The organism is Kineococcus sp. GCM10028916 (assembly GCF_042674865.1).
Lineage (GTDB): Bacteria > Actinomycetota > Actinomycetes > Actinomycetales > Kineococcaceae > Kineococcus.
The window spans coordinates 77826-102376 of the sequence record NZ_JBHTFM010000021.1 but is presented as its reverse complement, the minus strand read 5'-3'; the positions used below and the strand labels follow the sequence as shown (position 1 = coordinate 102376).

Genomic DNA, 24551 nt, shown 5'->3' with positions numbered 1-24551 from the left:
GGGTGCTCAGCGCACCGGGATGCCGGCGCCCGCGAGGACACCGAGCTGGAACTGCTGGACGGTGCCGGGGTGGACGATGTCCAGGTCGTCGAGCGCTTGGGCGGCGGTGAACGCCGCCTCGCGGGCGTGGTGGTGGACCTGCAGCACGCGGTCCAGGACGTCAGCGGTGTTGAAGACCCGCCCCACGGGGGTGTCGGTGGTCTCGCGCTGCGGCAGCAGCACCCGCAGGCGCTCCGCGAGGCCCTGCGGCAGCTGCTGCAGGGAGCGCTGCTCCAGGGCCGCCAGCACGCGCAGGTAGTGCTCCCCCAGCAGGACCTCGCCCCCGAACCCGGCGTCGGGGAGGTCGCCGTTGGGCAGGTGGTGAGCCAGTGCGACGAGGAACGCCTCGCCGCGCCCCACGTCGAAGCGCGGTGCGACGAGCGCGGAGTACACCGCGGTGACGAAGCAGTGGTCGCCGTGGCTCTCGGGGGGTTCCACGACCACGCGCGGCAGCACCGGGTGGGTGGCCCCGGCTCGCGGCTGCCGGACCAGAGCGTCGACGAAGGCCGGTGCGGCGGGGAGGAGCTCCTCCGCGAACGGGTCCGGGTCCAGCGCGGAGCGCAAGTCGGCGAGGTCACCGAAACCGCCCTCGGCGGTCGCCGTGACGGCGTCGAAGGCGCGCTGCAGCACGAGCAGACGTTCACCCCGGTCCAGACCGGCCGTGGCCAGGACGCCGGCGTCGACCCCGGCGAGACGGGCCGCGACCAGGGCGTGGGCCACCTCCCGCAGGGCCAGGGCCAGGACGTGCTCCACCGACCAGTCCTGCAGGAGAACGCGCCAGGACCGGACGAACGCGCGGTCGGCGAGGGAACCCGGTCCCCGGGCGTCGCGCAGGCGCTTCACGTCCGCCACCTCCCGCAGGAGCTGCAGCGTGGAGGGTTCCACCACCGGACCTGCGGGGGAACTAGAGTTTGCGGGGTCGGGCCCCGCAACGGAGACGGGTCGAGGAAGGGTCATCGGCGGGTTCGAGCTCCTGCGCTCGGCACGGTGAACGGCACGGCGTCACTGTGCCCCGCTCCCCGGGAGTCCGCACACCGGACTCCCCGTGACGATTCTCACGTCCTGTGACTCCGGAAGCGCACTCGGTCAGATCGTGCGTATCGTCGTCGGGCGCAGCACCGAGACCGCTGCCAGGCTGATCTGACTCTTCCCCTCCACCGCGACTCACGCGACCACGAGGAGCACCTGTGCCCGAAACCTCCCTGACCCCCTCGACCTCGCGCGCCCGTCTCGCCTACAACGCGAACGGTTTGCGCTCGGTGAGCCTCGACGACGCCGTCCGGACGCTGGCCGACCGCGGGTACGACGGCATCGAACTCTCGCTCAACGCCCAGCACGTCGACCCGTGGACGTTCTCCGCCACCGACGCGGACCGCCTGCGCGAAACCCTCGCGGTGACCGGCATGGTCGCGTGCAGCCTGGCCACCGGGGACCCGCACCTCCTGAGCGAGGAGGCCTTCGAACCCGCGCTCGTGGATCCCGACCCCGCGGAACGGGCCCGTCGGCTGGACCTGTTGCAGCGCAGCGTGCGCATCGGGGTTCTCGTCGGAGTTCCGCTCGTGGTGTTCTCCACCGGCAGGCGGCGTCCCGAGGTCGCTGCGGCCCAGGCCGACGCGTGGCTGGACGAGGCCCTGACCGTCCTGCTCGACACGCTGCACGAAACCCTCGACGCAGCGGGCCTCCCCCGCGGCAGCACCGTCCTGGGCATCGAGCCCGAACCGGGGTTCCACTGCCGGACGAACGCCGACGTCGCGGTCGTGCTGGAACGGACGGCGAGCCCGGACCTCTGGCTCAGCCAGGACCTCGGACACTGCGTCGTGGAGGAGGAGGACGCCTTGGGTTCACTCTCCCGCCACCTCCCGATCACCCGTCACCTGCAGGTGGAGGACATCGCCGACCGCGTGCACGCGCACCTCGTTCCCGGAGACGGGGACGTCGACTTCGACGCCGTGGGCCGGGTCCTGGCCGACGGGTACGAGGGCTGGATCAGCGTGGAACTCTACGACCACGACCCGGTGCACCGCGACGCCGCTCAGCGCAGCGAGGAGTTCCTCCGCGAGCGCTTCCCGTCCCTGGCGCGGCCGTCCCGGTCGATCGACCTGTCGTCATTGGAGACGAGGAGCACCGCCGCGGCTCACTGAGCCGGTCCGGTCGTCCGGGGTTGCTGCTGGGTGATGCAGTGGACGCCGCCGCCGCGTTCGAACAGGGGGCGGGCGTCGACGGTGACGACGGTGCGGCCCGGGTAGGCCTCGCCCAGGATCGAGCGGGCGCGGGCGTCGGCCTCGGGTTCGCCGAAACCGCAGGCCACCACCCCGCCGTTGACGACGAGGTGGTTGATGTAGCTCCAGTCGACGGGGCCCGTCCCGTCGCGCAGCGTCGCCGGGGCGGGTAGATCAGTGAGGGTGACCGCGCGGCCCATCCTCTCGAAGGCCGCCTGCAGTTCCGCCCGGCACTGGCGCGACACGGCGGCATCGGGGTGTGCCTCGTCCCGCTGGTGGTGCACCAGCACGTGGTCGGGCGCGGCGAAGGTGGCGACGATGTCGACGTGACCCCGGGTGCCCAGTTCGTCGTAGTCCCGGGTGAGACCGCGCGAGAGCCAGACGGCCTGCGTCGCACCGATGGTGCGCGCCATCTCGGCCTCGACCCGCCTCCGGTCCGCGAACGGGTTCCGCCGGGGATCGAGCTGCACGGTCTCGGTCAGCAACACCGTGCCGGTGCCGTCGACGTGCAGACCGCCACCCTCGGCGACCAGCAGGGAGTCGACGACCTCGGCGCCGACGTGCTCGGCGACGACCCGGGCGATGTCCGCGGACTTCTGCCACTCCGCCCAGTCCGGGGCACCCCACCCGTTGAAGATCCAGTCGACGGCGCCGAGAACTGCCGGACGATCGCGGTCGAGCACGAAGGTCGGACCCACGTCGCGCATCCAGAACTCGTCGAGGGGGGCCTCGACGATCTCCACGGCCGGGTCGAGCGTGCGCCGGGCCCGGGCGGTCTCGCTCGGGTCGACCACCATCGTCACGGGTTCGAACTGCGCCACCGCGTGGGCGACGTCGGTCCAGGCCCGGTACCCATCCTCCCGGGTCTGCGCCCCGTCGCCGAGGGTGAACCCCTCGCGGGGGAACGCCATCCAGGTGCGCTCGTGCGGATCGGTCTCAGCGGGCATCTGCCACATGACAGCTCCTCTCGGTTCGGGGACGTCGGTGTTCGCGTGCCCGGCGGTCACCAGCCGGTCCTCAGGACGTGTCCCAGCGCGTCGGCGAACACATCGACCGACGCCCGCGAGACGCACAGGGGTGGTTTGACCTTCAGGACGTTGAGGTGGTCGCCGGTGGGTTGCATGACGACCCCGAGTTCCAGCAGGCGGTCGCAGATGGCCGCGGTCTCCTCGGTGGCGGGTTCGAGGGTGGTGCGGTCACGCACGAACTCGACGCCGAGGTAGAGGCCGGAACCGTGCACGGTGCCGACGAGGTCGTGCTCGCGGCCGAGGTCCTCCAGCCGCTGCTTCAGGTGCGCGCCCACCTCGCGGGCGTTGTCCTGCAGGCGTTCCGACCGGATCACCTCGAGCACGGCCGAGCCGACCACGGCCGAGACGGGCGACCCGCCGGTGGAGGAGAAGAAGTACCCCTGCGTGCGGTAGCGGTCGGCGATCTCCCGGCGGGTGATCACCGCCCCCAGCGGATGGCCGGCGCCGATGGACTTCGCCACCGCCACCACGTCGGGCACGACACCCTGCTGCTGGAAACCCCAGAACCACTCCCCCAGGCGTCCGAAACCCACCTGCACCTCGTCGGCGATGGCGAGACCACCGTGGCGGCGCACCGCGGCGTAGACCTGCTCCAGGTACCCCTCGGGCAGTGCGACCCCGCCCGCGTTGCCGAAGTACGGCTCGCAGATCAGCCCTGCCGGCGGACGTCCGCCGGCCGCGAGCCCGTCGATGACGGCCACGGCCTCCGGGGCGTAGCGCCACGCGTCCGCGCCCCGGTGACGCCCGCGGTAGGAGTTCGCCGCGTCGACGGTGTGCACCCACGCGGGGCGCGAAGAGAGGGCGTTCGGGTTGTCGGCGATCGACGTCGACACCGCGTCGCTGGCGTAGGTCCAGCCGTGGTACGCCTCGCGCATCGCGACGACGTCGGGACGTCCGGTGGACGCCATCGCGAGCCGGACGGCCAGGTCGGTGGCCTCGGAACCGGAGTTCACGAAGAACACCGTGTCGAGCCCGTCGGGCAGCGTCGCGGACAACTGCTCGGCGTAGTCGGTGATGGCTCGGTAGTGGAACCGGGAGTTGGTGTTCAGCAACTGCATCTGACGGGCCGCCGCAGCGACGACGCGGGGGTGCGCGTGGCCCACCGACGCGACGTTGTTCACCATGTCGAGGTGGACGCGGCCGTCGACGTCGAGGAGGAACTCGCGCCAACCCCGCTCGATCTGCGGGGGCACCGCGTAGTAGTGCTCCTGCACCTCGGCGAGCACGCGGTGCCGGCGGCGCAGGACGTCGTCGCCGGTTCCCCCGCGCTCTCCCTCGGAGGGGACGCCGATCGCCGCCCCGGGATCACCGACGACCGCCCGCCACGCCCGCGCGAGCCGCGGTGTCACCCGCGCCGGTGACGGGTCCTGTCCTGCGGCGCAACGTTGCACGAAGAGTCGGGTGCGGGCGGGGAGCACTCCTGACCCGTCGTTCCCGAGTTCTCCGGTGACGGTGACGGTCCCTCCCGCCGACGTCCAGCGGAGCGACTGCGCGCTCCGGCTGACCTCACCGGAACCCACCCCGAGAGCCGTCGGTCGGGCCAGCCACACGGTCACGCCGGTGGACACGGTCTCGGCCGTGCCGGCCGGCGGCGGCAGGGCGCCGGTGACGACCGGTCGCCAGGCGGGCACGGTGACGATCTCGGCGCCGGCGTCGAGGGCCGCCAGGGCGGCGGTCTCGAGGGTCGACGCGTCGAGCCAGGCACCGGCGTCGTTCAGCGGCGACTCGGTCGAGGCGTCGAGTTCGACCCGGTGCGTGACGTGAGGCAGGAGGGTGTCCCCCACCCACGCCGGTTCCGGCGCCACCGGTCGTCCGAGCGCCGCGCGGGTCGCGGCGGTGAGGACGGCGAGCGGTACCGACGTGGCCTGTTCCAGGATGCGGAACTCGCGGTCGAGGGCGTCGGAGGCGTAGGAGTTCTGCTCGTCCAGGCGCACCTGGGCCCGGCCGCTGAGGACCAGCACCGCACCGCGCAGGACCACCAGCGGCCACAGGGCGGTGATCTCGTCGTCGTCCAGCGGACGGTCGCGGTCGAAGGCGCGGACGGCGGTCAGCGCGCTCTCGGGCGTGGCGCCGTCGTGGTGCAGGGTCGAGGACACCGTCACCGCGATCTCGCCCACCCGCCACGACGCGCACACGTCGCCGAAGTCGATCACCGCGTCGGGGACGACCCCACCCTCGGGCCGCAGCACGTTGTCGTCGGTGACGTCGAAGTGCCCGGCCTGCACCGGGAGTCCCGCGGCCACCGGGGCCAGCGCGTGGCGCGCCTGCGCGGCGGCCGCCCCCACGACCGCACGCACCGCGGCGTCCGGTTCGAGCGGGAGGAGGGTGTCGACGACCCGGTCCGCGTGGCGCAGGTTCCACTGCAGCACCCGGGTCTGCGCCGGGTGGGTGAAGTCGGACAGGGCGGTGCTGACGGCGGCGGCGAGTCGCCCCATCGCCTCGACGACGGGCGGGGACAGGTACCTCGAGCCCATGAGGGTCCGCCCGGAGACGTTCTCGATGACCCGCGCGTGCAGACGTCCGCCCGTCGTGTCCCACCACGCCGACATCACCCCGCGGGGACCGTCGACGAGACGCGGCACGCGCAGGCGGGGATGGCGGTGCGCGACGACGGCCGCGGCCTCGTCCTGCATCTCGATCTCGGACTCGCTGAACACCGGGTTGCTGAGCTTGAGGACCCCCAGCGGCTCGCTCGAGCCCCGGGGGAACAGCCGGAAGTTCTGGTCCTGCTGGCTCCCGAGGGATCGCACGTCGACCTCGACCCCGAACACCTCGGCGACGTGACGGCGCACCTCGTCGTCGGTGAGCGTCGGGGTGGGCAGGTCGACCTGGGCGAAGTAGTCGAAGACCTCGGACACGGCGTCTCCCTCGGGGGCAGGACGGGACGGGTGGGCGTTCACAGCGGTGACAGCGGTGTCGTCGCGACGGCACCCGCGACCGCGCCCGACCCGTCGCGCACCAGGACGACGACGAGGGGCCCGAACGGGGCGAGCCAGTCGCTGACGGGCGCGCGGTGGGCTCCGGCGTCGACCTGCGCTGTGCCCTGCAGGCGACCTCGCTCCGACGTCGAGGCGACGCGCACCCCGTCGACGAAGGCCGCGTGTTCGAAGCTCTCCCCGCCGACCACGGTCGCGCAGAAGCGCACGACTCCGTCGGCGTCGAGGCGCACCTCGTCCACGGTGACGGCGAGCTCCCCCGTCGCGACGGGCCGGGCGACCGCGAACACCGCCTCGTCCGGCAGTTCCGGGGTGCGTGGCGGGCTCGTCCGGCGCTCGCGGAGGGCGGTGACGGCCGCGGCCAGCTGGACAAGCCGGGTGTCGCTGTAGGCGGGGCCGGCGATGGTGAGGCCGACGGGCATCCCCGTGTCGGCCATCGTGCCCATCGGCACGGTCACGGTCGGGATGCCGAGGTGACGGGGCACGAGGTTGCCGTTGGAGACCCACACGCCGTTGCTCCAGGCGAGGTCGGCCGACGCGGGGTTCACGTCGGCGTCGGCGGGCCCGACGTCGGCGGCCGCCGGGAAGACCACGGCGTCGAAACCCTCGGCGGTGAGCCAGTCCTCGAAGTCGACGCGGCGGGTGTGCTCCAGCCCGCGCAACCCCTCCTCGAGGCTCTCGATGGTGCGCCAGTCGCACTCCTCCTGCCGGGCGCGGTCGACGTACCCGGCGATGTCGTAGGCGAGGTCGAACGCGAACACCCCGTAGCGGTCCTCGAGCGCGCCGGGCGGGGCGGGGACGATGCGCGCGGGATCGGCGTCGGCGAGCCGGTTCAGGGTCGGATCGTCGTTGCGGCGCAGGAAGTCGTCCATCGCCCAGACCGAGAGGTCGCCGATCTCGTCGTGCAGGAACTGCTGGCTGACGAAACCCCGGTCGACGAAGTCGCGGTCCCCGGCGTGGAGCTCCTCGTAGTTGTCCACGACCGGGAAGGGGGTTTCGACCACCTCCGCGCCGGCGGCCTCGAGGTCCGTGCGCAGGTCGGCCCACAACCGCATCACGCTGTCGCGGGTGCGGATCGGGTGCCTGGTGTCCGGGTCGGCGTTGACGTAGATGCGCGGAACGGCCAGGCGCAGTCCGGCCAACGGCAGGTCCTCGAGGTCGGCGAACGACGGCGGGCGCACCTGCGAGGGGCGGGGCAGGTCGATCCACGGCTGGGTGCGCCACAGGTCCCCGGAGGGGTCGGGGTCGTCGGCGACCACCACGTCCAGCACGTGCTGCAGATCGCGCACCGACCGCGTGTGCGGGACGACCACGTCCATCGTGGGGACCAACGGCCAGTTGCCGCGCACCGAGACGACCCCGCGTGAGGGGGTGTAGGCGACGAGGGCGTTGTTGGAGGCCGGCGCCCGTCCGGACGACCAGGTCTCCTCCCCCAGACCGAAGGCGGCGAAGCTGGCCGCCGTCGCCGTGCCGGAGCCGTTGGAGGACCCGGAGCCGAAGGCGGAGGTCAGGTGGTCGGCGCTGTAGGGCGACTCGGCCCGTCCGTAGACGCCCCGCTGCATCCCGCCGGCCGCCATCGGCGGCATGTTCGTGAGGCCGAGGAACACCGCCCCCGCGGCCCGCAACCGCGCGACGGCGAAGGCGTCGTCGCGGGCCACCAGGTCGGCGAAGGCGGGAGAACCGCTGGCGACGGGCAACCCCTTCACCTGGTAGGAGTCCTTGGCGGTGAAGGGGATCCCGTCGAGGAGCCCGAGTTCCCGACCGCGCGCGCGGCGCTCGTCGGAGGCCCGCGCCTCGTCGAAGACGGCGGGGTTGAGCACCGGGACGGAGTTCAACCGGGGGCCGGAACGGTCGTGGTGGCCGATGCGGTTCAGGTAGCGGGCCACCAGTTCGACGCTGGTGACGGTGCCCGCGGCGAGGGCGTCCCGCAGCTGCTCGATGCTCGCCTCGACGACGGTGAAGGGCCTCGTGTCCACGGCGGGAAACATACACCGTTTGTTTTCCGACGGCCAGGGTTCCGAGCAGGCTGACCGCCCGTGACGCGTAGGCTCGGCGCCTTCCCAGGAGGTGCCCATCGCCAGACCGACGCGTCCACTGCTCAACCGTGAACTGATCACCCGGACGGCGCTCGCCCTCATCGACAGCCAGGGCCCCGAGGCCGCCAGCATCCGCGGGGTCGCCGCCCGTCTGGCCGTCAACCCCGCCTCGCTGTACAACCACGTGCCCAACCGCGCCGCCATGATCGAGGACGTGCGGGCCCTGGTCTCCGCGCGGATCGACTCGGGACCGCTGCGGTCCCTGCCCTGGGAGGACGGCCTGCGCGCGTGGGCCCGCTCCTACCGCAGCGCCTTCGCGCGCCACCCCCGGGCGATACCGCTGCTCATGACGGAGCGTGCCTCGGCCCCCGTCCTGCTGGCCCAGTACGAGGACTTCGCGGTGGCCGCCGCAGCCGTCGGCTGGCCCGAGCGCGACGTGCTGCCCCTGCTGACGGCGTTCGAGTCCTTCGTCCTCGGCAGCGTCCTCGACATGTCCGGGCCGAGCGTCGTCTTCGACCCCACCGGCCAGGAGGCCGCCTTCCCCACGTTCACCGCGGCGTTCGCGACCCTGGCCGACGAGGACCCGCACGACCCGGTGGCGACGCGCGCCTTCGAGATGGGTCTGGAGATGCTCGTCGCCTCGGCCCGTCCCGGCGGGGCGACGGCCTGAGCCGTTCTCCGGAACGCAACGCGCGGGAGACCCCGCCGCGGCGACGGTCAGCGCCGCGGGTCGCCACCACCTCCCCGTCGGGGCCGCGGACGGAACCGCGACGGCGGCGTTCCCCACGTCCATCTCAGGCAGGTGCCAGGACGTCCACGGTCCGGTCGACGAGCGAGGAGTGCGGGCGGATCCTCCGGCCATTCCCGCAGCGGAGCTGGACCTGCGCAGTGCGCGGGTGGTCCAGGACACGAAGTGCGCGGCGCCGCTCCACATCGAGGATTCGGGCGCGCCCCTGACGCGGCGACTGAGCGAGGTCATCCACCCCGACGACCGGCCCTGGTCGCGCGGTCCCTGCGGACCTGCCGTCGGTCCCGTCCCGGAGCGGAGCCGACGCTGGACCGGTGAACGTCACGAGCGGAGGTTCAGTCGCGCGACTGGGGTGAGCCCGGTCCGACGTCCTCCTCGCGCGCGTGCAGGTCCGCGGCTCCGTAGACGCCACCGAGGAGCCCTTTCGCCGCGTCGTGCGTGTCGTGACCGACGACCTGCGGGTGGTGCAGGTCGAACGCCGGACGCTCCGACCGGATCCGGGGCAGCGAGGTGAAGTTGTGCCGCGGCGGCGGGCAGGACGTCGCCCACTCCATCGACATCCCGAAACCCCACGGATCGTCCACGGTGACCCGCTCGCCGTGGCGCGCGGTGCGGTAGACGTTCCACAGGAACGGGAGCATCGAGGCACCCAGCAGGAAGGAACCCAGCGACGAGATCTGGTGCATGCTCTGGAACCCCTCCCCCGGGAGGTAGTCCGCGTAGCGACGCGGCATCCCGGCCGCACCCAGCCAGTGCTGGATGAGGAACGTTGTGTGGAACCCGACGAACAGCATCCAGAAGTGCAGCTTGCCCCAGCCCTCGTGCAGCATCCTCCCGGTCAGCTTCGGCCACCAGAAGTAGAAGCCCGCGAACATCGCGAAGACGACGGTCCCGAAGACGACGTAGTGGAAGTGGGCCACGACGAAGTAGGAGTCGTGCAACTGGAAGTCCAGCGGCGGCGCGGACAGGATGATCCCGGTCAGTCCGCCGAACAGGAAGGTCACGAGGAACCCGACCGCCCACAGCATCGGGGTGTCCAGGGTCAGCGTGCCGCGCCACATCGTGCCGATCCAGTTGAAGAACTTCACCCCCGTCGGGACCGCGATGAGCATCGTCATGAACGAGAAGAACGGCAGCAGGACCTTGCCCGTGGCGAACATGTGGTGGGCCCAGACCGTCACCGAGAGGCCGGCGATGGAGATCGTCGCGAAGACGAGACCCTTGTAGCCGAACACGGGCTTGCGGCTGAACACCGGGAAGATCTCGGTCACGATGCCGAAGAACGGCAAGGCGATGATGTAGACCTCCGGGTGCCCGAAGAACCAGAACAGGTGCTGCCACAGCAGCGGCCCGCCGTTCGCGGCCTCGAAGACGTGGGCCCCGAGGATGCGGTCCGCGGCCAGCGCGAGCAGCGCGGCCGCGAGCACCGGGAACGCCATGAGGACCAGCACGCTGGTGAGGAGGACGTTCCAGGTGAAGATCGGCATTCGGAACATCGTCATGCCGGGAGCGCGCATGCAGAGGATCGTGGTGATGAAGTTGACCGCACCGAGGATCGTCCCGAACCCCGAGAGGGCCAGACCCATCACCCAGAAGTTGCCCCCGAGTCCCGCGCTGTGGACCTGGTCGGACAACGGAGCGTAGGCCGTCCAGCCGAAGGTGGCGGGGCCGCCCGGCACGAGGTATCCCGCCCCGGCGATGGCGCCACCGAACAGGTACAGCCAGTAGGACAGCATGTTCAACCGCGGGAAGGCGACGTCGGGGGCCCCGATCTGCAACGGCATGATCGCGTTGGCGAAGGCCGCGAACAACGGCGTCGCGAACAGCAGCAACATGATCGTCCCGTGCATGGTGAAGGACGCGTTGTACTCGTTCTTCGTCGCGTACACCTGCATGCCGGGCTCCCACAGTTCCGCCCGGATCAGCAGGGCGAGAACTCCGCCCAGCAGGAACCACACGAACGCGGTCACGAAGTAGAGGTTGCCGATCACCTTGTGGTCGGTGCTGGACAACCACCGGGCCAGCACCGACCCGCGCCGCGGCGGCACGGGAACCTCGCGGGGCTGACGGGTGGTGGGTTCGGTCGGCGCAGTCGTCACGGCTCGTCCTGGGCTGTGGGCAGGGGGTCCGCGTGGCTGCAGACGATCACTCCGGCGGGTGGTCCACCGGGAGCACGGAACCAGCATGGTCGTCCCGGTCCCCGGAGGCAAGTGCCCCTCTCGAGTCCGGTGCGGTTGCCGGTCCCACCGGACCTGGGCACGATGGGGCGAGGACCACGTCCAGGGTCGAACCGACCTCGGTGTGGTCCGCCACCGCTGCCGAACCAGGCGCAGCGCACGAGGCGGGGGAACTTCCCGCCCGAGCCCCCGGGGAACAGCCGTGATGCAAGCTCAGATCGTGGAACGTCTGCGTGACGCCGCCGAGGAGATCCGCGTCCACCCGGGATCGGCGGACGCCCTGACCGTCCGGCTCGACGACGGGACCAGCTTGACGGGAGTTCCCGTCGCCGTCGAGGACCGGGAGGTCTACCTGCAGGTGGCGCTGGAACTCGAACCCACGGCGGTCCCGCTCGAGGCCGTGTGCGCCCTGGAGGTGGGGCTGCCGTGAGCGCGGACCACTCGCGGGTGCCTGTGCTGCAGGCCATCGCGGAATTCCACCGCCGCGGGGACGTGGTGTTCGGACCCCCCGGGCACAAGCAAGGTCGCGGCGTGGACCCGCGCGTGCTCGAGGTGATGGGCCGGGGGACGTTCGCGTGCGACATCCTGACCCTCGACGGGCTCGACGACCGCCGGGAGTCCCAGGGTGTCGTCAGCCAGGCCGAGGAACTCATGGCCGACGCCGTCGGAGCGGACACCACGTTCTTCTCGACCTGCGGGAGTTCCCTGTCGGTCAAGGCGGCGATGATGTCCGTGGCCGGTCCCGGGGAGAAGCTGCTCGTCTCCCGCAACGCGCACAAGTCCGTCATCGCGGGGGTGATCCTCTCGGGCATCGACCCCGTGTGGGTGCACCCGCACTTCGACGACGACCTCCACCTCGCGCACCCCCCGGAGCCGGCCGACGTGCGTCGTGCGCTGGAACTCCAGCCCGAGGCGAAGGGCATGCTCCTCATCACCCCCACCGACTGGGGCACCTGCGCGGACATCGCGGGCGTCGCCGAGGTGTGCCACGAGTTCGACGTCCCGCTGATCGTCGACGAGGCCTGGGGCGCGCACCTGCCCTTCCACGGCGATCTTCCCGCGTGGGGCGTGGACGCGGGAGCGGACCTGGTCGTCACCAGCGTGCACAAGATGGGATCGGCCATCGAGCAGAGTTCGGTCTTCCACCTCAAGGGTGACCGGGTCGACCCCGTGGTCCTCAGGCAACGCGAGGACCTGCTCGGCACCACGAGCTCGTCCCCCCTCGTGTACGCCAGCCTCGACGGCTGGCGTCGGCAGATGGTCGAGCAGGGTGAGGAACTCCTGGGGTCGGCGCTGCGGCGGGCCCACCGCGTGCGCGCCGAGGTCGACGGCCTCCCCGGCCTGCGGGTCATGGGCCGGGAGGTGGTGCGCCCCCGGGGAGCCTTCGACCTGGACCCGCTGGCCGTGACCGTCGACGTCCGGCCGCTCGGGATCACCGGGTTCCAGGCCGGTGACTGGTTGCGGGCGGCCTGCCACGTCGACGTCGGCTCGGCGGACACCTGCCGCATCGGTGCCCGCCTCACCCACGCCGACGACGACGCCACGGAGGAGGTCCTCCTGCGCTCGCTGCGCCGCATGGTCGCGGAAGCCGACGGGATCGGCGGCGGACCCTCCGTCCGGTTGCCCTCGCGGGCGGGTCTGGCGGTGGAGAGCGTCATGACGCCGCGCGAGGCGTTCTTCGCTCCCGCCGAGGAGGTGCCCCGCGACCGCGCGGTGGGCCGCGTGTCGGCCGAGGTCGTCAGTCCCTACCCACCGGGCGTTCCGGTCCTGGTCCCCGGGGAGGTCATCACCCGGGAGGCGGTCGAGTACCTCGCCAGCGGGGTGGCCGCGGGGATGCTGGTCCCCGACGCGGCCGACCCGTCGATGGAGGTGCTGCGCGTCGTCCGGGGCTGAGGGCCGGCCGGCGTCCGGTCACCCCCGGGGTCCCCGGCTGCGCGGGCGCGGGGACGACGCTCGGTACGTGACGAGGAGCTCGCGCAGTCCGGTGGAGAGCGGGTCGCGCACCAGCAGGGCGGCCAGGTCGCGGAGCTTGACGTTGCGGTCCTGGCTCAACCGGGACATCACCTCGAACGCCTCCTCCAGACCGCACGACAACCACGCCGCGACCATCCCCTTCGCCTGCTCGATGGACGCGCGACTGGTCATGGCCGTCCGCAGGTTCTGCACCTCCTGCTGCAACGCCTCGACCTGTGCCCGCGCCCCGAGGACGGTCGCCGCGGCGGCGGTCACCGTGAGACCGAGATCGAGGTCGTCGGCGGAGTCGAAGGCGCCCGGCTGCGCGCCGTGGTAGCTGAGCACACCGATCACCTCGCCGTTCAGGGTCCCGTTGGGAACGGCGTTCACGGTGATCGGCACCGACAACCCGGCGCGCACCGGCAGCGCCCCGGACAGCACGCTGAGCCGCGGCCACCGGTGGTCCTGACCGACGTGCTGGACGAGCACCGGAACGCCGTGGGCGAAGGCGTCGACGCCGGGACCCTCCCCTGCACGGCTCTGCAGACCGTCGGCGAGCTGCGCGGTGCGGGAGTCCGCCGCCGCGTCGCGCGGGGCGCGGGGGTCACCCAGCGCGATGCTGCACCAGTCGGCGGTCGGCAGCGCCCGTCCGGCCACCGTCACCAGCCGCGACAGCAGGTCCCGACCGCAGAGCTCCTCCGGGGGGAGTTGCGCGAGCTGGGCCAACTGCAGGAGGACCGCCGTCTGCTCGAGGTCCACCTCCAGCGCGTCGAAGCCGGACGGTTCCTCGGCCCGTTCCCGGCTCGGTGGCGCGGTGCGGACGGTGGACGGGATGCGCGCAGGCATCGGGTGCGGGGCGGTGGCGCCGGTCGTGGTGGACATCGCGAGATGACTCCAGGGTCGATCGGAGTGCATTCCCGCTGTTGGACGCAGACCCGATGATGGCACGTCCGCCGTGCGTCCGACAGGTGGGTTCCGGGTCGGTGATCACCGTGTCCCCGGGCTGACCGCCCGGGGGGCACTCCCGAGCGGTCGGGTCGCCGCGTCGCGCAGGACGGAGGCGGTGACGTCGGGCAACTCGCCCGTCCGGTGGAACACCGCCCGCTGCCGGGTGGCCGACGTCCCGTCCGTGAGCAGGCGGGCGACGAGAGCCGTGACCTCCTCGTGCTCCCCGGCCTGCTCGAGGTCGTCACGCAGTTCACCCAGGAGGTCGGCGACCACGCGGTGCGCGGGCCGCACGTCACCCGTGACGGGGTCGACGAGACCCCCTTGCAGGCCCGAGCGCGCCGCCCGCCACCGTGCCGCCCGCAGCACCTCGGGGCGCAGCGAGGGCGGCGGCGTGCCCCGCTGCGCGCGCTCGGCCAGGACCCGCGTCAGCGACCGGCAGAGCGCCGCGTGCAGGACGACGTCGTCGACGCGCGGGCAGACGTCGCCGATCCGGAACTCCAGCGTCGGGTAGTGGGCGGAGGGCCGTACGTCCCAGTAGAGGTTGGAGGCGTCGTCGACGACACCGGCCTGTCGCAGTTGCGCCACGATCCGCCGGAAACCTGCCGCGTCCCCCATCTCCTCCGGCGCACCCGTGATGGGCCAGCGGGCGAACCACTGCGTCCGGTAGCTGTCGTAACCGGTGTCCACCCCGTCGTGGAAGGGTGAACTACCGGTCATCGCCAGCAGGACGGGAAGGTAGGGCCGGACCCGGTCGGACACCGCGACCGCGACGTCCAGCGAGGGGACCCCGACGTGGACGTGGCACCCGCAGATCACCTGCTGCAGGGCCAGGACCCCCCACCGCTGCAGCAGCCCCAGGTAGCGGGGACGGGCCGTCACCCGCTGGTCCTGCCACCGGGCGAAGGGGTGGGTCGAGGCGGGCAGCACCACCGCACCGAACCTCGCCGCGGCGGCCCCGGCGTCGCCGCGCCGGGCCAGCACCTCGTCCCGCAGCTGCGCGAGGGTCCGGCAGATCCCGGTGGCCGTCTCGAGCTGCGTGGTGGCGATCTCCGCATCGACCGACGGCCCCAGGTCCCCGTGCAGGGCGGCCCGGGTGAGACGCGGTTCGTCGAGCAGGGCGAGGGTCTGCGGGTCCACCACGTGGAACTCCTCCTCGACCCCGAGGGTGGTTCCTGCCGGGACGACCTGCGGCGCGGTCATGCCCCGGCCAGACCGGACCAGAAGCGGGCCAGCGTGACCACCCCGGCGAGCAGGGTCTCGACGTCGACGGACTCGTCGCTGTCGTGCCAGTTGTCCTCCGGGAGGCCGGTGCCGAAGAACACCAGGGGGATGCCCAGCGTCGAGGAGATCAACGCCGCCGGGGCCCCACCCGCGTTGCGCATCCAGGCGACGGAGGTGTCGAAGCCCTCCTCGGCCGCGCGGTGCAGGACGGCCAGCGCCGGCAGGTCGGCCGGGGTGACGTAGGGCTCCTGACCGCTCTCCTCCGACACCTGCAACCGGTACCCGACGCGGTCGCTGATGCGTTCGGCGACCCACCGGCGCAGCTGGTCCGCCACCCCCGCGACGGTCTGTCCCGGGACGGTGCGGAAGCTGATGCCGGCCGTGGCCACCGCGGGGATCGCCCCCTGGGACGGGCCGACCGGGTCCCCGGCGAGGAGGGAGGTGACCTCGACCGCCGGGCGCAGGTAGAGCCGTTCCGGCACCGTCCAGCCCTCCTCACCGCCGACTGAGCGCGTGCTGCTGCGCTGCAGCCAGTCCGCCTCGTCGAAGGGGAGCCGGGCGAGGGCGTCGCGGAACCCTGCGTCGGGTTCCTCGACGTCGTCGTAGAACCCCGGCAGGGTGATGCGTCCGTGCTCGTCGTGCAGGGTCCCCAGCAGACGGGCGAGTTCCACGACCGGGTTGGGGGCGGGGCCCGACACCGCGCCGGAGTGGACGTCGCGGTAGGGGCCGAGGACCTCCAGGGTGGCGCTGAGCGACCCGCGGACCCCGGTGCAGAGGGCCGGGGACGGCTTGGCCCAGGTCATCGTGTCGGAGAGGACGACGAGGTCGGCCCGCAGGTCGGCCGAACGCTCCTCGAGCAGTTCGGCGAGGTGGGTCGAACTCGACTCCTCCTCGCCCTCGACGAGCACGGTGAGGTTGACCGCCGGCGCCTCGCGTCCGGTCGCGGCGAGGTGCGCGCGGACCGCCCAGACGTGGGCCAGGACCTGACCCTTGGCGTCGGAGGAACCCCGGCCCCACAACTTCCCGTCCCGCAGCGCGGGCTCGAAGGGCGGGGTCTGTTCCCAGTGGTCGTCCTCGGCGGGGCGCACGTCGTGGTGGCTGTAGACGAGGACGGTCGGGGCCCCGGGGGCCGCGTGCCAGCGGGCGAAGACCGCCGGCGCTCCCTCGGTGCGCCACACCTCGACCTCCGGGAAACCCGTGTCCCGCAGGACGGCGGCCAGCCAGTGCGCGGAACGGATCATGTCCGGGGAGTTGTCCGGGTCGGCCGACACCGAGCGGATGCGCACCCAGCCGGTGAGGTGGGCGAGCAGGTCGTCACGGTTCTCGACCGCGTGGGCGCGGACGAGCGCGAGCTCGTCCGCAGGGTTCGTCCGGGCGTTCTCGGGACGCGACATCGCGTTCAACTTCCTGCAGAGCCGGAGGCCGCACCGTTGGACCGGGTTCCATGGCAGCACGTTCGGCCACCACCGCAACCCGGTCCCGCAACTGGTGCGACGGGTTTCTGCGAGTACCCTGAGCCCAGAGTCGAAGGAGCGGCCGCTCTCCCACCCCGCGAGGTGTTGCCGTGGACCTCCTGTCCCCCACCGAAGAACTCTCCGTCGTCGTCGCCCGCAGCACCGGTGCGCTGCTGACCGGCGGGGTCGTCGAGGTCGTCCTGCCGTTGCTGACCGAACTGGTGCTGGAGACGGTCTCCGGGGCGGACGCCTGCGCGGTGACGGTCCTGGACACCGCGGGCCGCGCCTCCACCACCGCCGCCAGTGACGAGATCGCGGCGCGTGCCGATGAACTGCAGTACCGGGACGGCCAGGGGCCGTGCTTCGAGGCCGTCGCCCGTCGCCACCGGACGGTCGTCCACGACGTGCGGACCGAGTCCCGGTGGCCGCGGTGGGCCCTCGACCTGGAGGGTCTGGGGTTCCTGTCGCTGCTGAGCGTCCCACTGGTGGCCGGCGACGACGTCCTGGGCGCGATCAAGGTCTACGGGCGCGCCCCCCACGCCTTCGACCTGCGCAGCGAACGCGTCCTCAGCCTCACCGCCGCCCAGGCGGCGGTGCTGCTGGCCGAGGCCCGGGTCGCCGAACGCGGACGGCACCTGAGCGCCGACCTCAAGCGGGCGCTGCGGCAGCGCGACGTCGTGAACACCGCCCGGGGGATCGTCGTCCAGCGCGACCGCGTCGACGAGGACCGCGCCACCGAGGTCCTCCTCGACCTGGCCACCCACGAGGGCCGACCCGTCCACGTCGTCGCCCGCGCCCTGGTCGACGCGGCGACCCGCCGCCGGCCGTGAACGGCTCGGTGAACGGCTCGGTGGCCGCACCTCCCGACCCGGTGCAGGAGGCCCAGCGACGAGCGCTGCGCCGGGCCCTCACCCACCCCGACCTGAGCCTCGGGGAACTCTGGCGGACGTTCTTCGCGCTCGGGGGGTCGCTCGGTCCGGACGAGGTGGAGGGTTTCCTCGCCGGTGAGTCGTTGCCGGTCCGGGACCGCACCCTGCTGGCCCACGCCGCCAACCAGCGGCTGACCGAACGCAGCGCCGGGTTGCTGGTGCCCGTCGGTCCGCGCCGCCCCCGCGCGGCCCGCAGCGCCGGGACCGCGCTGGCGACGCTGCTGGACAGCGTGCAGCAGGCCTCGGCGGGCGAGTTCGGGCTGATCGCCGACCGGGTCGGCCGCAGCCGCGGGGTCCGCCTGGTGATCTACCTGGCGGACGACGAACGCCGGCTCCTCGTCCCGTTCGACCCCGTCCGCGAGGACCGCGTCCGCGGGCCGCTCCTCATCGAACGCACCCTGCCCGGGCGGGCGTTCCGCAGCGGGCGCACCCAGACCGCACTGACCGGTCCGCACCCGCGCTGGTGGATCCCCGTCTTCGACGGCGCCCAGGTCACCGGCGTCCTCGACGCGTCACCCCTGGACCGGCACGACCTCTTCGACCCGCTGCTGCGCAACGAGTTCGAGGTGCTGGCGCGGCTCGTCGGGAGACTCGTCACGGCCGCCGGGGCCACGGGAGACACCGTCGACGCCACCCGGCAGACCCGCCCCCGGTCGGTGGCCGCAGAACTGATCTGGCGACTGCTCCCACCGCTGACCGCGCGGACCCGGTCGTTCAGCGTCAGCGGACTGCTCGAACCCGCGGCGGACGTGGGGGGCGACGTGTTCGACTACGCCCTCGCCCCGGACCACGTCGACCTCGCCGTCTTCGACGCGATGGGTCACGCCCTGGACGCCGGCCTGATGGCCTCCGCGACGCTCGCGGCCTACCGCACCTCCCGCCGCGCGGGCGGCGGCCTGCAGGCCCAGGCCGCGGCCATCGACGCCGTCCTCGCCGCGCACTTCCCCGACGCGCTCGTGACGGGGGTCCTGCTGCACCTGGACCTCACGACCGGGCGCCTGCGCTACCTCGGGGCCGGTCACCCCGCCCCGGTCGTGCTGCGGAACGCGCGCGTGGTCACCGAACTCTCGGGAGGACGGCGCACACCGTTCGGTCTCCCGGTCGCCGGGAACGACGGGCTCCCCCTCGGGGAGTTCACCCTGCAGCCGGGCGACTGGCTGGCCCTGCACACCGACGGGGTGGAGGAGGCCCGCGACGAGGCGGGGAACTTCTTCGGCCGGCAGCGCCTCGTCGACTTCCTGGAGCGCGCAGCGGCAGGAGACCTCGGCCTCGCCGAGACGGTCCGTCGCCTGACCCGGGCGATCATGAACCACCAGAACGGCAGCCTCCAGGACGACGCCACGATCCTGCTCGCCCGGTGGCGGGATCCTCGGAAGGAGAGTTCGTGAAGACCGCAGCGAGCAGCACGTGGGTCCCGGACGACGGCGGGAGCAGGTTGCCCGCCGGCGAGGCCCACGCCTGGGAACCCGGGCAGAACGCCACGCTGTGCGGCGTCCCCCTGCGGCGGGCCGGACTGGCCCGCTTCCCGCACGTCGAGTTCTCCGACCTGGACCGGTTCACCGGTGGCAGCGGTGACCAGGTCCGCTGGACCTGCCCGAAGTGCCTGGCGGCCACGGGTGGACGGGCCACGGGCCGCCGTTGGGTCCGCAACGACCCCCGTCCCTGACCGGCGACCGCCGCGGCGGGGTTGCGTCCGCGGCGGAACCGCCCGTAGTTTCTGCGACAGCTCCAAGCGGCGGGCGGAGACCCCTCGAACGCTGGAGCAGTCGTGGCCCGTCACGGTTCCGCCGTCCGCACCCTCCCCCGCAGCGGCCGGTTGCCGTTGCCACCGGCGCGTGGGCCGCTGAGCGACGCCCTCACCACCTTCCTCCTCAGCGCGGGGGGTGAACCCCGCCAGGAGGACCTGATGCGACTCGCGCAGCGGGCGCACACGGTCGACGTCCTGCGCGACGAGGACGTGCAACTCACCCTCCTGCTGCTCTACGAACTGCATCACGAGGGCATCGACCAGGTCGTCGACGACCTCGAGTGGGACCTCGGTCTGCTGTGGGTCCGCGCCGACCTGGAGATGGCGTTGCAACGGTCACTGCAGGTCCTCGTGCACGGACGGCACGGATTCGGTCGAGGGACGCGGCCGGAGTTCCTCACCGGCCCCGCGCGGGTCGACGCGGAACTCGTCGCTCTCGCGACCGCCCGGGACGCCACGGGGCTCACCGCGCACCTGGCCCTCGACGCCGACCTGGAGCAGTTCCGGGAGTTCTTCGTGCACCACTCCCTGCACCACCTGGTGCCGTTCCGCGAGGTCCACAGCGGGGACCCGCGGGGGACGTCCGGCGTGTCCACCACCCGCACCACGATCGACCTGGGGCTCGACGACGCCCACGGCGCCTACGTGAGCCGACTACCGGCGACGAGCCTGGCCGCCGTCAACACCGCGACCATGTTCGGCCTGCACCGCAGGGACCGGGGGGCCCTCGCCGGGCACCTGGCCTTCTCCCACCTGAGTTCCCCGTCCCTCGGCACCGCCGTCGGTGACGGGTTGCGACGCCTCGGTCTTCGGGGCGGGGCTACCGGGTCCTCCGCCCCCGAGACCCAGCCGGCGCAACCCGGTCCCGACGCGGGGACGGGACGTGAACTCGTCGCGAGCCTGCTGGCGGCGGAGCCCGAACTCGCGGCGGACGTCGTGTTCGGGGCCCGGGCGGGCGCGTCGCTGGCGCGGCTGGTCGCCGAGGAGGTCCTCGGGGCCTGGTCGGCCGGCACCAGCTCGCTGCTCCCGGCCGACCACCACGACGACGCGCCGGACAGCCACCAGGTCCTGCGGCTGGTGGGGCGACGACCCCGGGGATGAGGGTCCGCCGAGTTCGCCCCGCCCCGCGTCAGCGCCGCGGTTGCGCCGGGTTGGTCGGCACCCCCTGGGACGGCGGGTTGACCGGCGGACCGGGTGTCACCGCGGTCGGCGCGGGTTCCGCCGGCGGCGCGTGCTCCGGTTGCGGCGCGGCGGGATCACCGCCCGACGGACCGGCACCCTGCGCGAACTGCGCCGCCCGCTCCCGCAGTCGGCTCAGGACGGGCAGGCGACGGGCGTGCGCCTCCTCGTAGGCCGTGACCTCGGCGAGCGCGTCGGCGTCGAGGGTGCGGATCCGGTGCTGCAGGGTCGCGAGGGGGAGGTGGTCGTAGTCGGGGAGGGGGAGGTCGGCGTGTTCGGGCGTCTGGGCGTCCACGGTGTCTCCAGTGCTCGTCCGGTCGTCCCGGTCGCCCGGGACGCAGGCTCGCTGTTCAACCCGTTCCCACGCTAGGAGCTCGGGCGGCGAACGCAAGCCCGGCCGTCCCGAGTTCGTCACCGGGTTTCGGGACCGGTTGCGCATCGGACCTGTTCGTACGAGGTTGGGAGCAGCAGTTCAGGTGCGGCTCCAACCTCGGGGCCGGAGTTCTCCCGCCGGTGCCGGGTGGGGATCTACCGCGAGAGAGCCTCCGTGACCTCTGCGACCCCTGCGACGCGCCCGCAGGACACCCCGCCGGCCGGGCGGGACGACCTCGCGGCCGTCCTCCGGGACCGCAGCGTGCACAGCGTCTTCCAGCCCATCGTCGACCTGCGGACCGGGGACGTCGTCGCGCACGAAGCCCTGACCCGAGGGCCCGCGGGTCCCCTGGCCCGTCCCGAGGCGTTGATCGACGCAGCCCGTGCGCGCGGCCGTCTGGCCGAGCTGGACCTGCTGTGCTGGTCGGTGGCGGTCGGGTCCCTGCACGGGGGCCGGGTACCGGTCGTCTTCCTCAACGCCGAACCCGAAGGTCTGGGGAGGATGGACTGGAGCGACGTCGAGGAGCTGGCCGCGCAGGCGGCGGCCGTTCCGGTGCGGATCGTCGTCGAGGTCACCGAACGCGCCATCGCCACCCACCACGTCCAGCTGCTGGAGACGGTCCAGCGGTTCCGCGCGCTCGGGTGGGGCATCGCGGTCGACGACGTCGGGGTCTCGCCGGCCTCGCTGGCGTTCCTGCCGCTCATCGACCCGGACGTGGTGAAGCTCGACGTCAGCCTGATCCAGGACAGACCCTCGCAGCAACTCGCCCAGATCGTGCACGCCGTCCGGGCGTTCGCCGAACGCAGCGGTTGCCTCGTCCTCGCCGAGGGCATCGAGACCCCCGAACACCTCGAGGCGGCCCAGGACCTGGGAGCTCAGCTGGGGCAGGGTTGGTTCTTCGGGCGCCCGGCGCCCGCCACGACCCTCGTCGGCGCGAGTTCTCCGACCCCGCTCCGCACCCCGCGTCCACGCACACCGGCACCGTCGAGCACGCCGGGCCGCGGCACCCCGCTGCTGGACCTGCGCGACGAGGTCGTCGTCCGTCGGGGATCGAAGCGGTTGATCGTGGAACTGAGTCACCAGCTGGAGGAGCAGGCTCTCGCCCTAGCCGGGACGTGCGTGCTGGTGACGACCTTCCAGCGTCCGGAGTTCTTCACCGCCTCCGCCCGCAGGCGCTACCGCGGGGTGAAAGACGGTTCCGGGTACGTCTACGTCCTGGGCCCGGACCTGCCCCCCGAACCCGGCTCCCCCTGGCACACCGTCACGCTGCCGCGCGACGACCCCCTCGCGGCCGAGTGGTACGTCCTCGTCCTGGCCCCCCACTTCCACGCCGCGCTGATGGCGCACGAGGTGGCGCCCGACGACGACCTGCCCGGGGACGCGACTCGGGGTGCCGCGGCTCCTCGACGTGTCTTCGACTACACCCTCACCTACCGCCACTCCGTCGTCACCGCGGCGGCCCGCGCCCTGCTCTCGCACCCGGCGGCTCAGCCCCGCAGGAGGGAGTAGTCGTCCAGGCGGGGAACGTGGCGGGCGCTGGTGAGGAAGAACTTCTGCGCCAGACCCGTGAGCGCAGGGGTCGCCGCGAGTCGGTGCGTCGCCCGCACCACCCTGACGCCGAGCGCGGAAGAGGGGTGCAGGAGGCGAGCTCCGCCGGGAGGGAGGCCCTGGGCGCTGTCGGCGTAGCGCCGCAGCAGGGCCTCGTAGCGGGCGAACGCCCGGGCCGGGTGATCACCACCCGCGGCCCAGGTCCGGGCGAGTTCCCCCGCGAGCACGTGGGCGGCGACGAGGGAGAGGGTGGTCCCCATCCCCGTCGGGCCCGAACCCCACGCGGCGTCGCCCAGCAGGGCGACCCTGCCCTTGGTCCAGGTCGAGACCACTACCTGTTCCATGCGTTGGGTGTAGAACTCCTCGGGCCGCGCGGTGAAACCCTCCAGGATCCGCCGGGTCTGCCAACCGGCCCCCCGGAACCGTTCGTGCAGGACCGCCAACTGCGACTCCAGCGGAAGTCCCTCGAACCCCGCGGGTTCGGACTCGAAGGACATGCTGGCCCGCATCGTGCCCTCGTCGTCCGGGCGGATCGAGGCCACCCGCCCACCGGTCGCCGTGTACCAGTCCCACCAGTCGACGTCAGCGGGAACACGGTCCAGGGTTCCGTAGGTGATGCTCACGCCGAAGTCGCGGTACTCGGTCTCCTGCGCGAAGAGCAGTCTGCGCGTGCGCGAACTGCGGCCCTCGGCGACCAGCAGCAGGTCGAAACGTTCCCGGGAGCCGCGGTCGAACTCGACGTCGACCCCGTCGTCGTCCTGGCGCACCGCCGTGACGAAGTCGCCGTAGCGCAGGTCGACACCTTCGTCGAGCAGGCCCACGAGGATCCCGGCGAACCGGCCGCGGAGGATCTCCAGTTCCGCCGTCGGTCCGTCACGGCCCTCCTCGCGCGGGAGGACCGCGTAGGGACGTCCGGTGTCGTCGACGTAACGCGTTCCCCGCTCCCCCGTGAGGTTCGCCTTCACGGTGGCTTCGAGGCCCATCCGCCGGACGACGTCGCGTCCCAGACCGCGGATGTCGATGTTCTGACCCGTCTCGCGCTGCTGAGCGGACCGCTCCAGCAGGGTCACCTCGAACCCGGCCCTGCGCAGGCCCCAGGCGAGGGCGGGGCCGGCGATGCTGGCTCCGGTGATGAGGACCCGGGGCGTGCGGGGACGTTTCGCGGTGTTCGTCATCGGTGGTTCCTCCTGCTGGTCCGGTGCGCGGGTGGACGACGTGCGGGTGGTGGGAACTCAGGTGGCTGGAGACCCAGGGACCGGCGCAGGGCCGTCGAGCACGATCAGCGCTGATCTGGAGTACCTCCATCTTGGAGGTACTTGTTCCTGGAGTCAAGCGCTAACCTGGGTCACGACGTCAGCAGCGAGAGGGATGTGATGACCCAGCCACGCACTGGATCCCGGTCGGTCCGCTCCGTCCCCGACGCACCGGCAGGCGCCCGGAACCAGATGCCGTTGGCGGACCAGGTCGTCGACGCCCTGCAGGTGTACACGGCCGACAACGCCGACGTGGTCCACCACCTGGCGCGCTGGCTGGGGGTCAGCACGGCTGACGCCGAGGCCTTCGGGCAGGTGGTCTACCACCAGGACCGCGGAACACCCCTCTCACCGACCGTTCTGGGCCGCCGCATCGGCCTGAGCACCGGCGCGACGACCGCGCTGCTCAACCGCCTCGAGACCGCGGGTCTGGTGGTCCGTTCCCGCGAGCACCGGGACCGGCGGGTCGTGACCCTGCGCGTGCCGCCGGACGTGAAGGAACAGGCCGTGCGGTTCTTCGCCCCCCTGGGCGCCCGCGTCGACGCGATGATGCGACAGCACCCACCGGAACTCCTGCGACAACTCGTGACCGTGCTCGACGAGCTCCACCTCGCGATCTCGGAGGTCGTCGAGGGTTTCGAGACGTCGGAACTCACCGGAAGACACGCTCCCCACCCTGCCCCCGGTCGGTGACGACGGACTCACCGGCGCACGGGTCTACCCCGACGCGGCGCGCGGCCGGCGCTGCGGGTACGACCTGCCG

20 protein-coding genes are annotated in these 24551 nt (G+C 72.7%); 10 read left to right on the top strand and 10 right to left on the bottom strand.

Translation table 11 applies throughout. The features are described from left to right. Positions 1–6 precede the first annotated feature (6 nt). Positions 7–924: an HD domain-containing protein gene (locus ACFQ46_RS22315; protein ID WP_380262215.1), complete on the bottom strand. Its 918-nt coding sequence runs from the start codon at positions 922–924 to the stop codon at positions 7–9. A 302-nt stretch (positions 925–1226) separates the two neighbouring features. On the opposite strand from ACFQ46_RS22315, the gene ACFQ46_RS22310 reads away from it, so the two are divergent. After that, positions 1227–2180, top strand: coding sequence for a sugar phosphate isomerase/epimerase family protein (locus ACFQ46_RS22310; RefSeq protein ID WP_380262213.1), 954 nt, complete (start codon positions 1227–1229; stop codon positions 2178–2180). Here the strand turns inward: ACFQ46_RS22310 and ACFQ46_RS22305 are convergent. From ACFQ46_RS22305 to ACFQ46_RS22295, 3 genes are read right to left on the bottom strand one after another with little or no spacing between them, the layout of a single operon-like run. Continuing rightward, positions 2174–3214, bottom strand: coding sequence for an agmatine/peptidylarginine deiminase (locus ACFQ46_RS22305; protein ID WP_380262211.1), 1041 nt, complete (start codon positions 3212–3214; stop codon positions 2174–2176). The genes ACFQ46_RS22310 and ACFQ46_RS22305 overlap by 7 nt on opposite strands. Before the next feature lie 47 nt (positions 3215–3261). Beyond that, on the bottom strand, positions 3262–6144 hold the full coding sequence (locus ACFQ46_RS22300) for an aminotransferase (RefSeq protein WP_380262209.1): 2883 nt from the start codon (positions 6142–6144) through the stop codon (positions 3262–3264). A 38-nt stretch (positions 6145–6182) separates the two neighbouring features. Next, positions 6183–8210: an amidase gene (locus ACFQ46_RS22295; protein WP_380262207.1), complete on the bottom strand. Its 2028-nt coding sequence runs from the start codon at positions 8208–8210 to the stop codon at positions 6183–6185. A 79-nt stretch (positions 8211–8289) separates the two neighbouring features. On the opposite strand from ACFQ46_RS22295, the gene ACFQ46_RS22290 reads away from it, so the two are divergent. Further along, the gene (locus ACFQ46_RS22290) at positions 8290–8928 is read left to right on the top strand and encodes a TetR/AcrR family transcriptional regulator (protein WP_380262205.1); all 639 of its coding nucleotides are present in this window, start codon (positions 8290–8292) and stop codon (positions 8926–8928) included. A gap of 413 nt (positions 8929–9341) precedes the next feature. Here ACFQ46_RS22290 and ctaD read toward each other — a convergent pair whose 3' ends face one another. After that, a complete protein-coding gene (ctaD, locus tag ACFQ46_RS22285; protein WP_380262692.1) occupies positions 9342–11054 on the bottom strand; it encodes a cytochrome c oxidase subunit I in 1713 nt (570 codons plus the stop codon). Between the two features lie 349 nt (positions 11055–11403). On the opposite strand from ctaD, the gene ACFQ46_RS22280 reads away from it, so the two are divergent. After that, the gene (locus ACFQ46_RS22280; RefSeq protein WP_380262203.1) at positions 11404–11613 is read left to right on the top strand and encodes a hypothetical protein; all 210 of its coding nucleotides are present in this window, start codon (positions 11404–11406) and stop codon (positions 11611–11613) included. Next, positions 11610–13076, top strand: coding sequence for an aminotransferase class I/II-fold pyridoxal phosphate-dependent enzyme (locus ACFQ46_RS22275; RefSeq protein ID WP_380262201.1), 1467 nt, complete (start codon positions 11610–11612; stop codon positions 13074–13076). Before ACFQ46_RS22280 ends, ACFQ46_RS22275 begins: the two co-directional genes overlap by 4 nt. Positions 13077–13094: 18 nt before the next feature. Here the strand turns inward: ACFQ46_RS22275 and ACFQ46_RS22270 are convergent, their stop codons facing one another. The 3 genes from ACFQ46_RS22270 to ACFQ46_RS22260 form a co-directional block, all read right to left on the bottom strand. Further along, positions 13095–14018 carry a GAF and ANTAR domain-containing protein gene (locus ACFQ46_RS22270; RefSeq protein ID WP_380262199.1) on the bottom strand — a complete coding sequence of 308 codons (924 nt, stop codon included), beginning with the start codon at positions 14016–14018 and terminating at the stop codon, positions 13095–13097. 105 nt (positions 14019–14123) lie between these two features. After that, entirely contained in the window at positions 14124–15284 is a 1161-nt protein-coding gene (locus ACFQ46_RS22265) for a glutamate--cysteine ligase (RefSeq protein ID WP_380262197.1), read from the bottom strand. Then, complete coding sequence (locus ACFQ46_RS22260) at positions 15281–16699, bottom strand: M20/M25/M40 family metallo-hydrolase (protein WP_380262195.1); 1419 nt, start codon at positions 16697–16699, stop codon at positions 15281–15283. The genes ACFQ46_RS22265 and ACFQ46_RS22260 overlap by 4 nt, the downstream gene beginning before the upstream one ends. Before the next feature lie 170 nt (positions 16700–16869). Between ACFQ46_RS22260 and ACFQ46_RS22255 the strand changes: the two genes are divergently transcribed. The 4 genes from ACFQ46_RS22255 (at position 16870) to ACFQ46_RS22240 (ending at position 20536) form a co-directional block, all read left to right on the top strand. Next, the gene (locus tag ACFQ46_RS22255) at positions 16870–17589 is read left to right on the top strand and encodes a GAF and ANTAR domain-containing protein (RefSeq protein ID WP_380262193.1); all 720 of its coding nucleotides are present in this window, start codon (positions 16870–16872) and stop codon (positions 17587–17589) included. A gap of 20 nt (positions 17590–17609) precedes the next feature. Next, entirely contained in the window at positions 17610–19076 is a 1467-nt protein-coding gene (locus tag ACFQ46_RS22250) for a PP2C family protein-serine/threonine phosphatase (RefSeq protein WP_380262191.1), read from the top strand. Continuing rightward, positions 19073–19354, top strand: coding sequence for a hypothetical protein (locus ACFQ46_RS22245; RefSeq protein WP_380262189.1), 282 nt, complete (start codon positions 19073–19075; stop codon positions 19352–19354). Before ACFQ46_RS22250 ends, ACFQ46_RS22245 begins: the two co-directional genes overlap by 4 nt. A 102-nt stretch (positions 19355–19456) precedes the next feature. After that, entirely contained in the window at positions 19457–20536 is a 1080-nt protein-coding gene (locus tag ACFQ46_RS22240; RefSeq protein ID WP_380262187.1) for an iron-containing redox enzyme family protein, read from the top strand. Between the two features lie 28 nt (positions 20537–20564). Here the strand turns inward: ACFQ46_RS22240 and ACFQ46_RS22235 are convergent, their stop codons facing one another. Beyond that, positions 20565–20909, bottom strand: a complete 345-nt coding sequence (locus tag ACFQ46_RS22235) for a hypothetical protein (RefSeq protein ID WP_380262185.1) — start codon at positions 20907–20909, stop codon at positions 20565–20567. A 252-nt stretch (positions 20910–21161) separates the two neighbouring features. Here ACFQ46_RS22235 and ACFQ46_RS22230 point away from each other — a divergent pair, with 252 nt between their 5' ends. Further along, entirely contained in the window at positions 21162–22496 is a 1335-nt protein-coding gene (locus tag ACFQ46_RS22230) for an EAL domain-containing protein (protein WP_380262183.1), read from the top strand. Here ACFQ46_RS22230 and ACFQ46_RS22225 read toward each other — a convergent pair. Further along, positions 22475–23710, bottom strand: a complete 1236-nt coding sequence (locus ACFQ46_RS22225; protein WP_380262181.1) for an FAD-dependent monooxygenase — start codon at positions 23708–23710, stop codon at positions 22475–22477. The genes ACFQ46_RS22230 and ACFQ46_RS22225 overlap by 22 nt on opposite strands. A 276-nt stretch (positions 23711–23986) precedes the next feature. Between ACFQ46_RS22225 and ACFQ46_RS22220 the strand changes: the two genes are divergently transcribed. After that, the gene (locus ACFQ46_RS22220) at positions 23987–24481 is read left to right on the top strand and encodes a MarR family winged helix-turn-helix transcriptional regulator (protein ID WP_380262179.1); all 495 of its coding nucleotides are present in this window, start codon (positions 23987–23989) and stop codon (positions 24479–24481) included. Positions 24482–24551 lie beyond the last annotated feature (70 nt).

Coding starts and splice junctions, on each gene's coding strand:
- ACFQ46_RS22305 (WP_380262211.1), bottom strand. CDS start 3,214: ATGTGGCAGATGCCCGCTGAGACCGATCCGCACGAGCGCACCTGGATG.
- ACFQ46_RS22295 (WP_380262207.1), bottom strand. CDS start 8,210: ATGTTTCCCGCCGTGGACACGAGGCCCTTCACCGTCGTCGAGGCGAGC.
- ACFQ46_RS22270 (WP_380262199.1), bottom strand. CDS start 14,018: ATGTCCACCACGACCGGCGCCACCGCCCCGCACCCGATGCCTGCGCGC.
- ACFQ46_RS22265 (WP_380262197.1), bottom strand. CDS start 15,284: ATGACCGCGCCGCAGGTCGTCCCGGCAGGAACCACCCTCGGGGTCGAG.
- ACFQ46_RS22260 (WP_380262195.1), bottom strand. CDS start 16,699: ATGTCGCGTCCCGAGAACGCCCGGACGAACCCTGCGGACGAGCTCGCG.
- ACFQ46_RS22225 (WP_380262181.1), bottom strand. CDS start 23,710: ATGACGAACACCGCGAAACGTCCCCGCACGCCCCGGGTCCTCATCACC.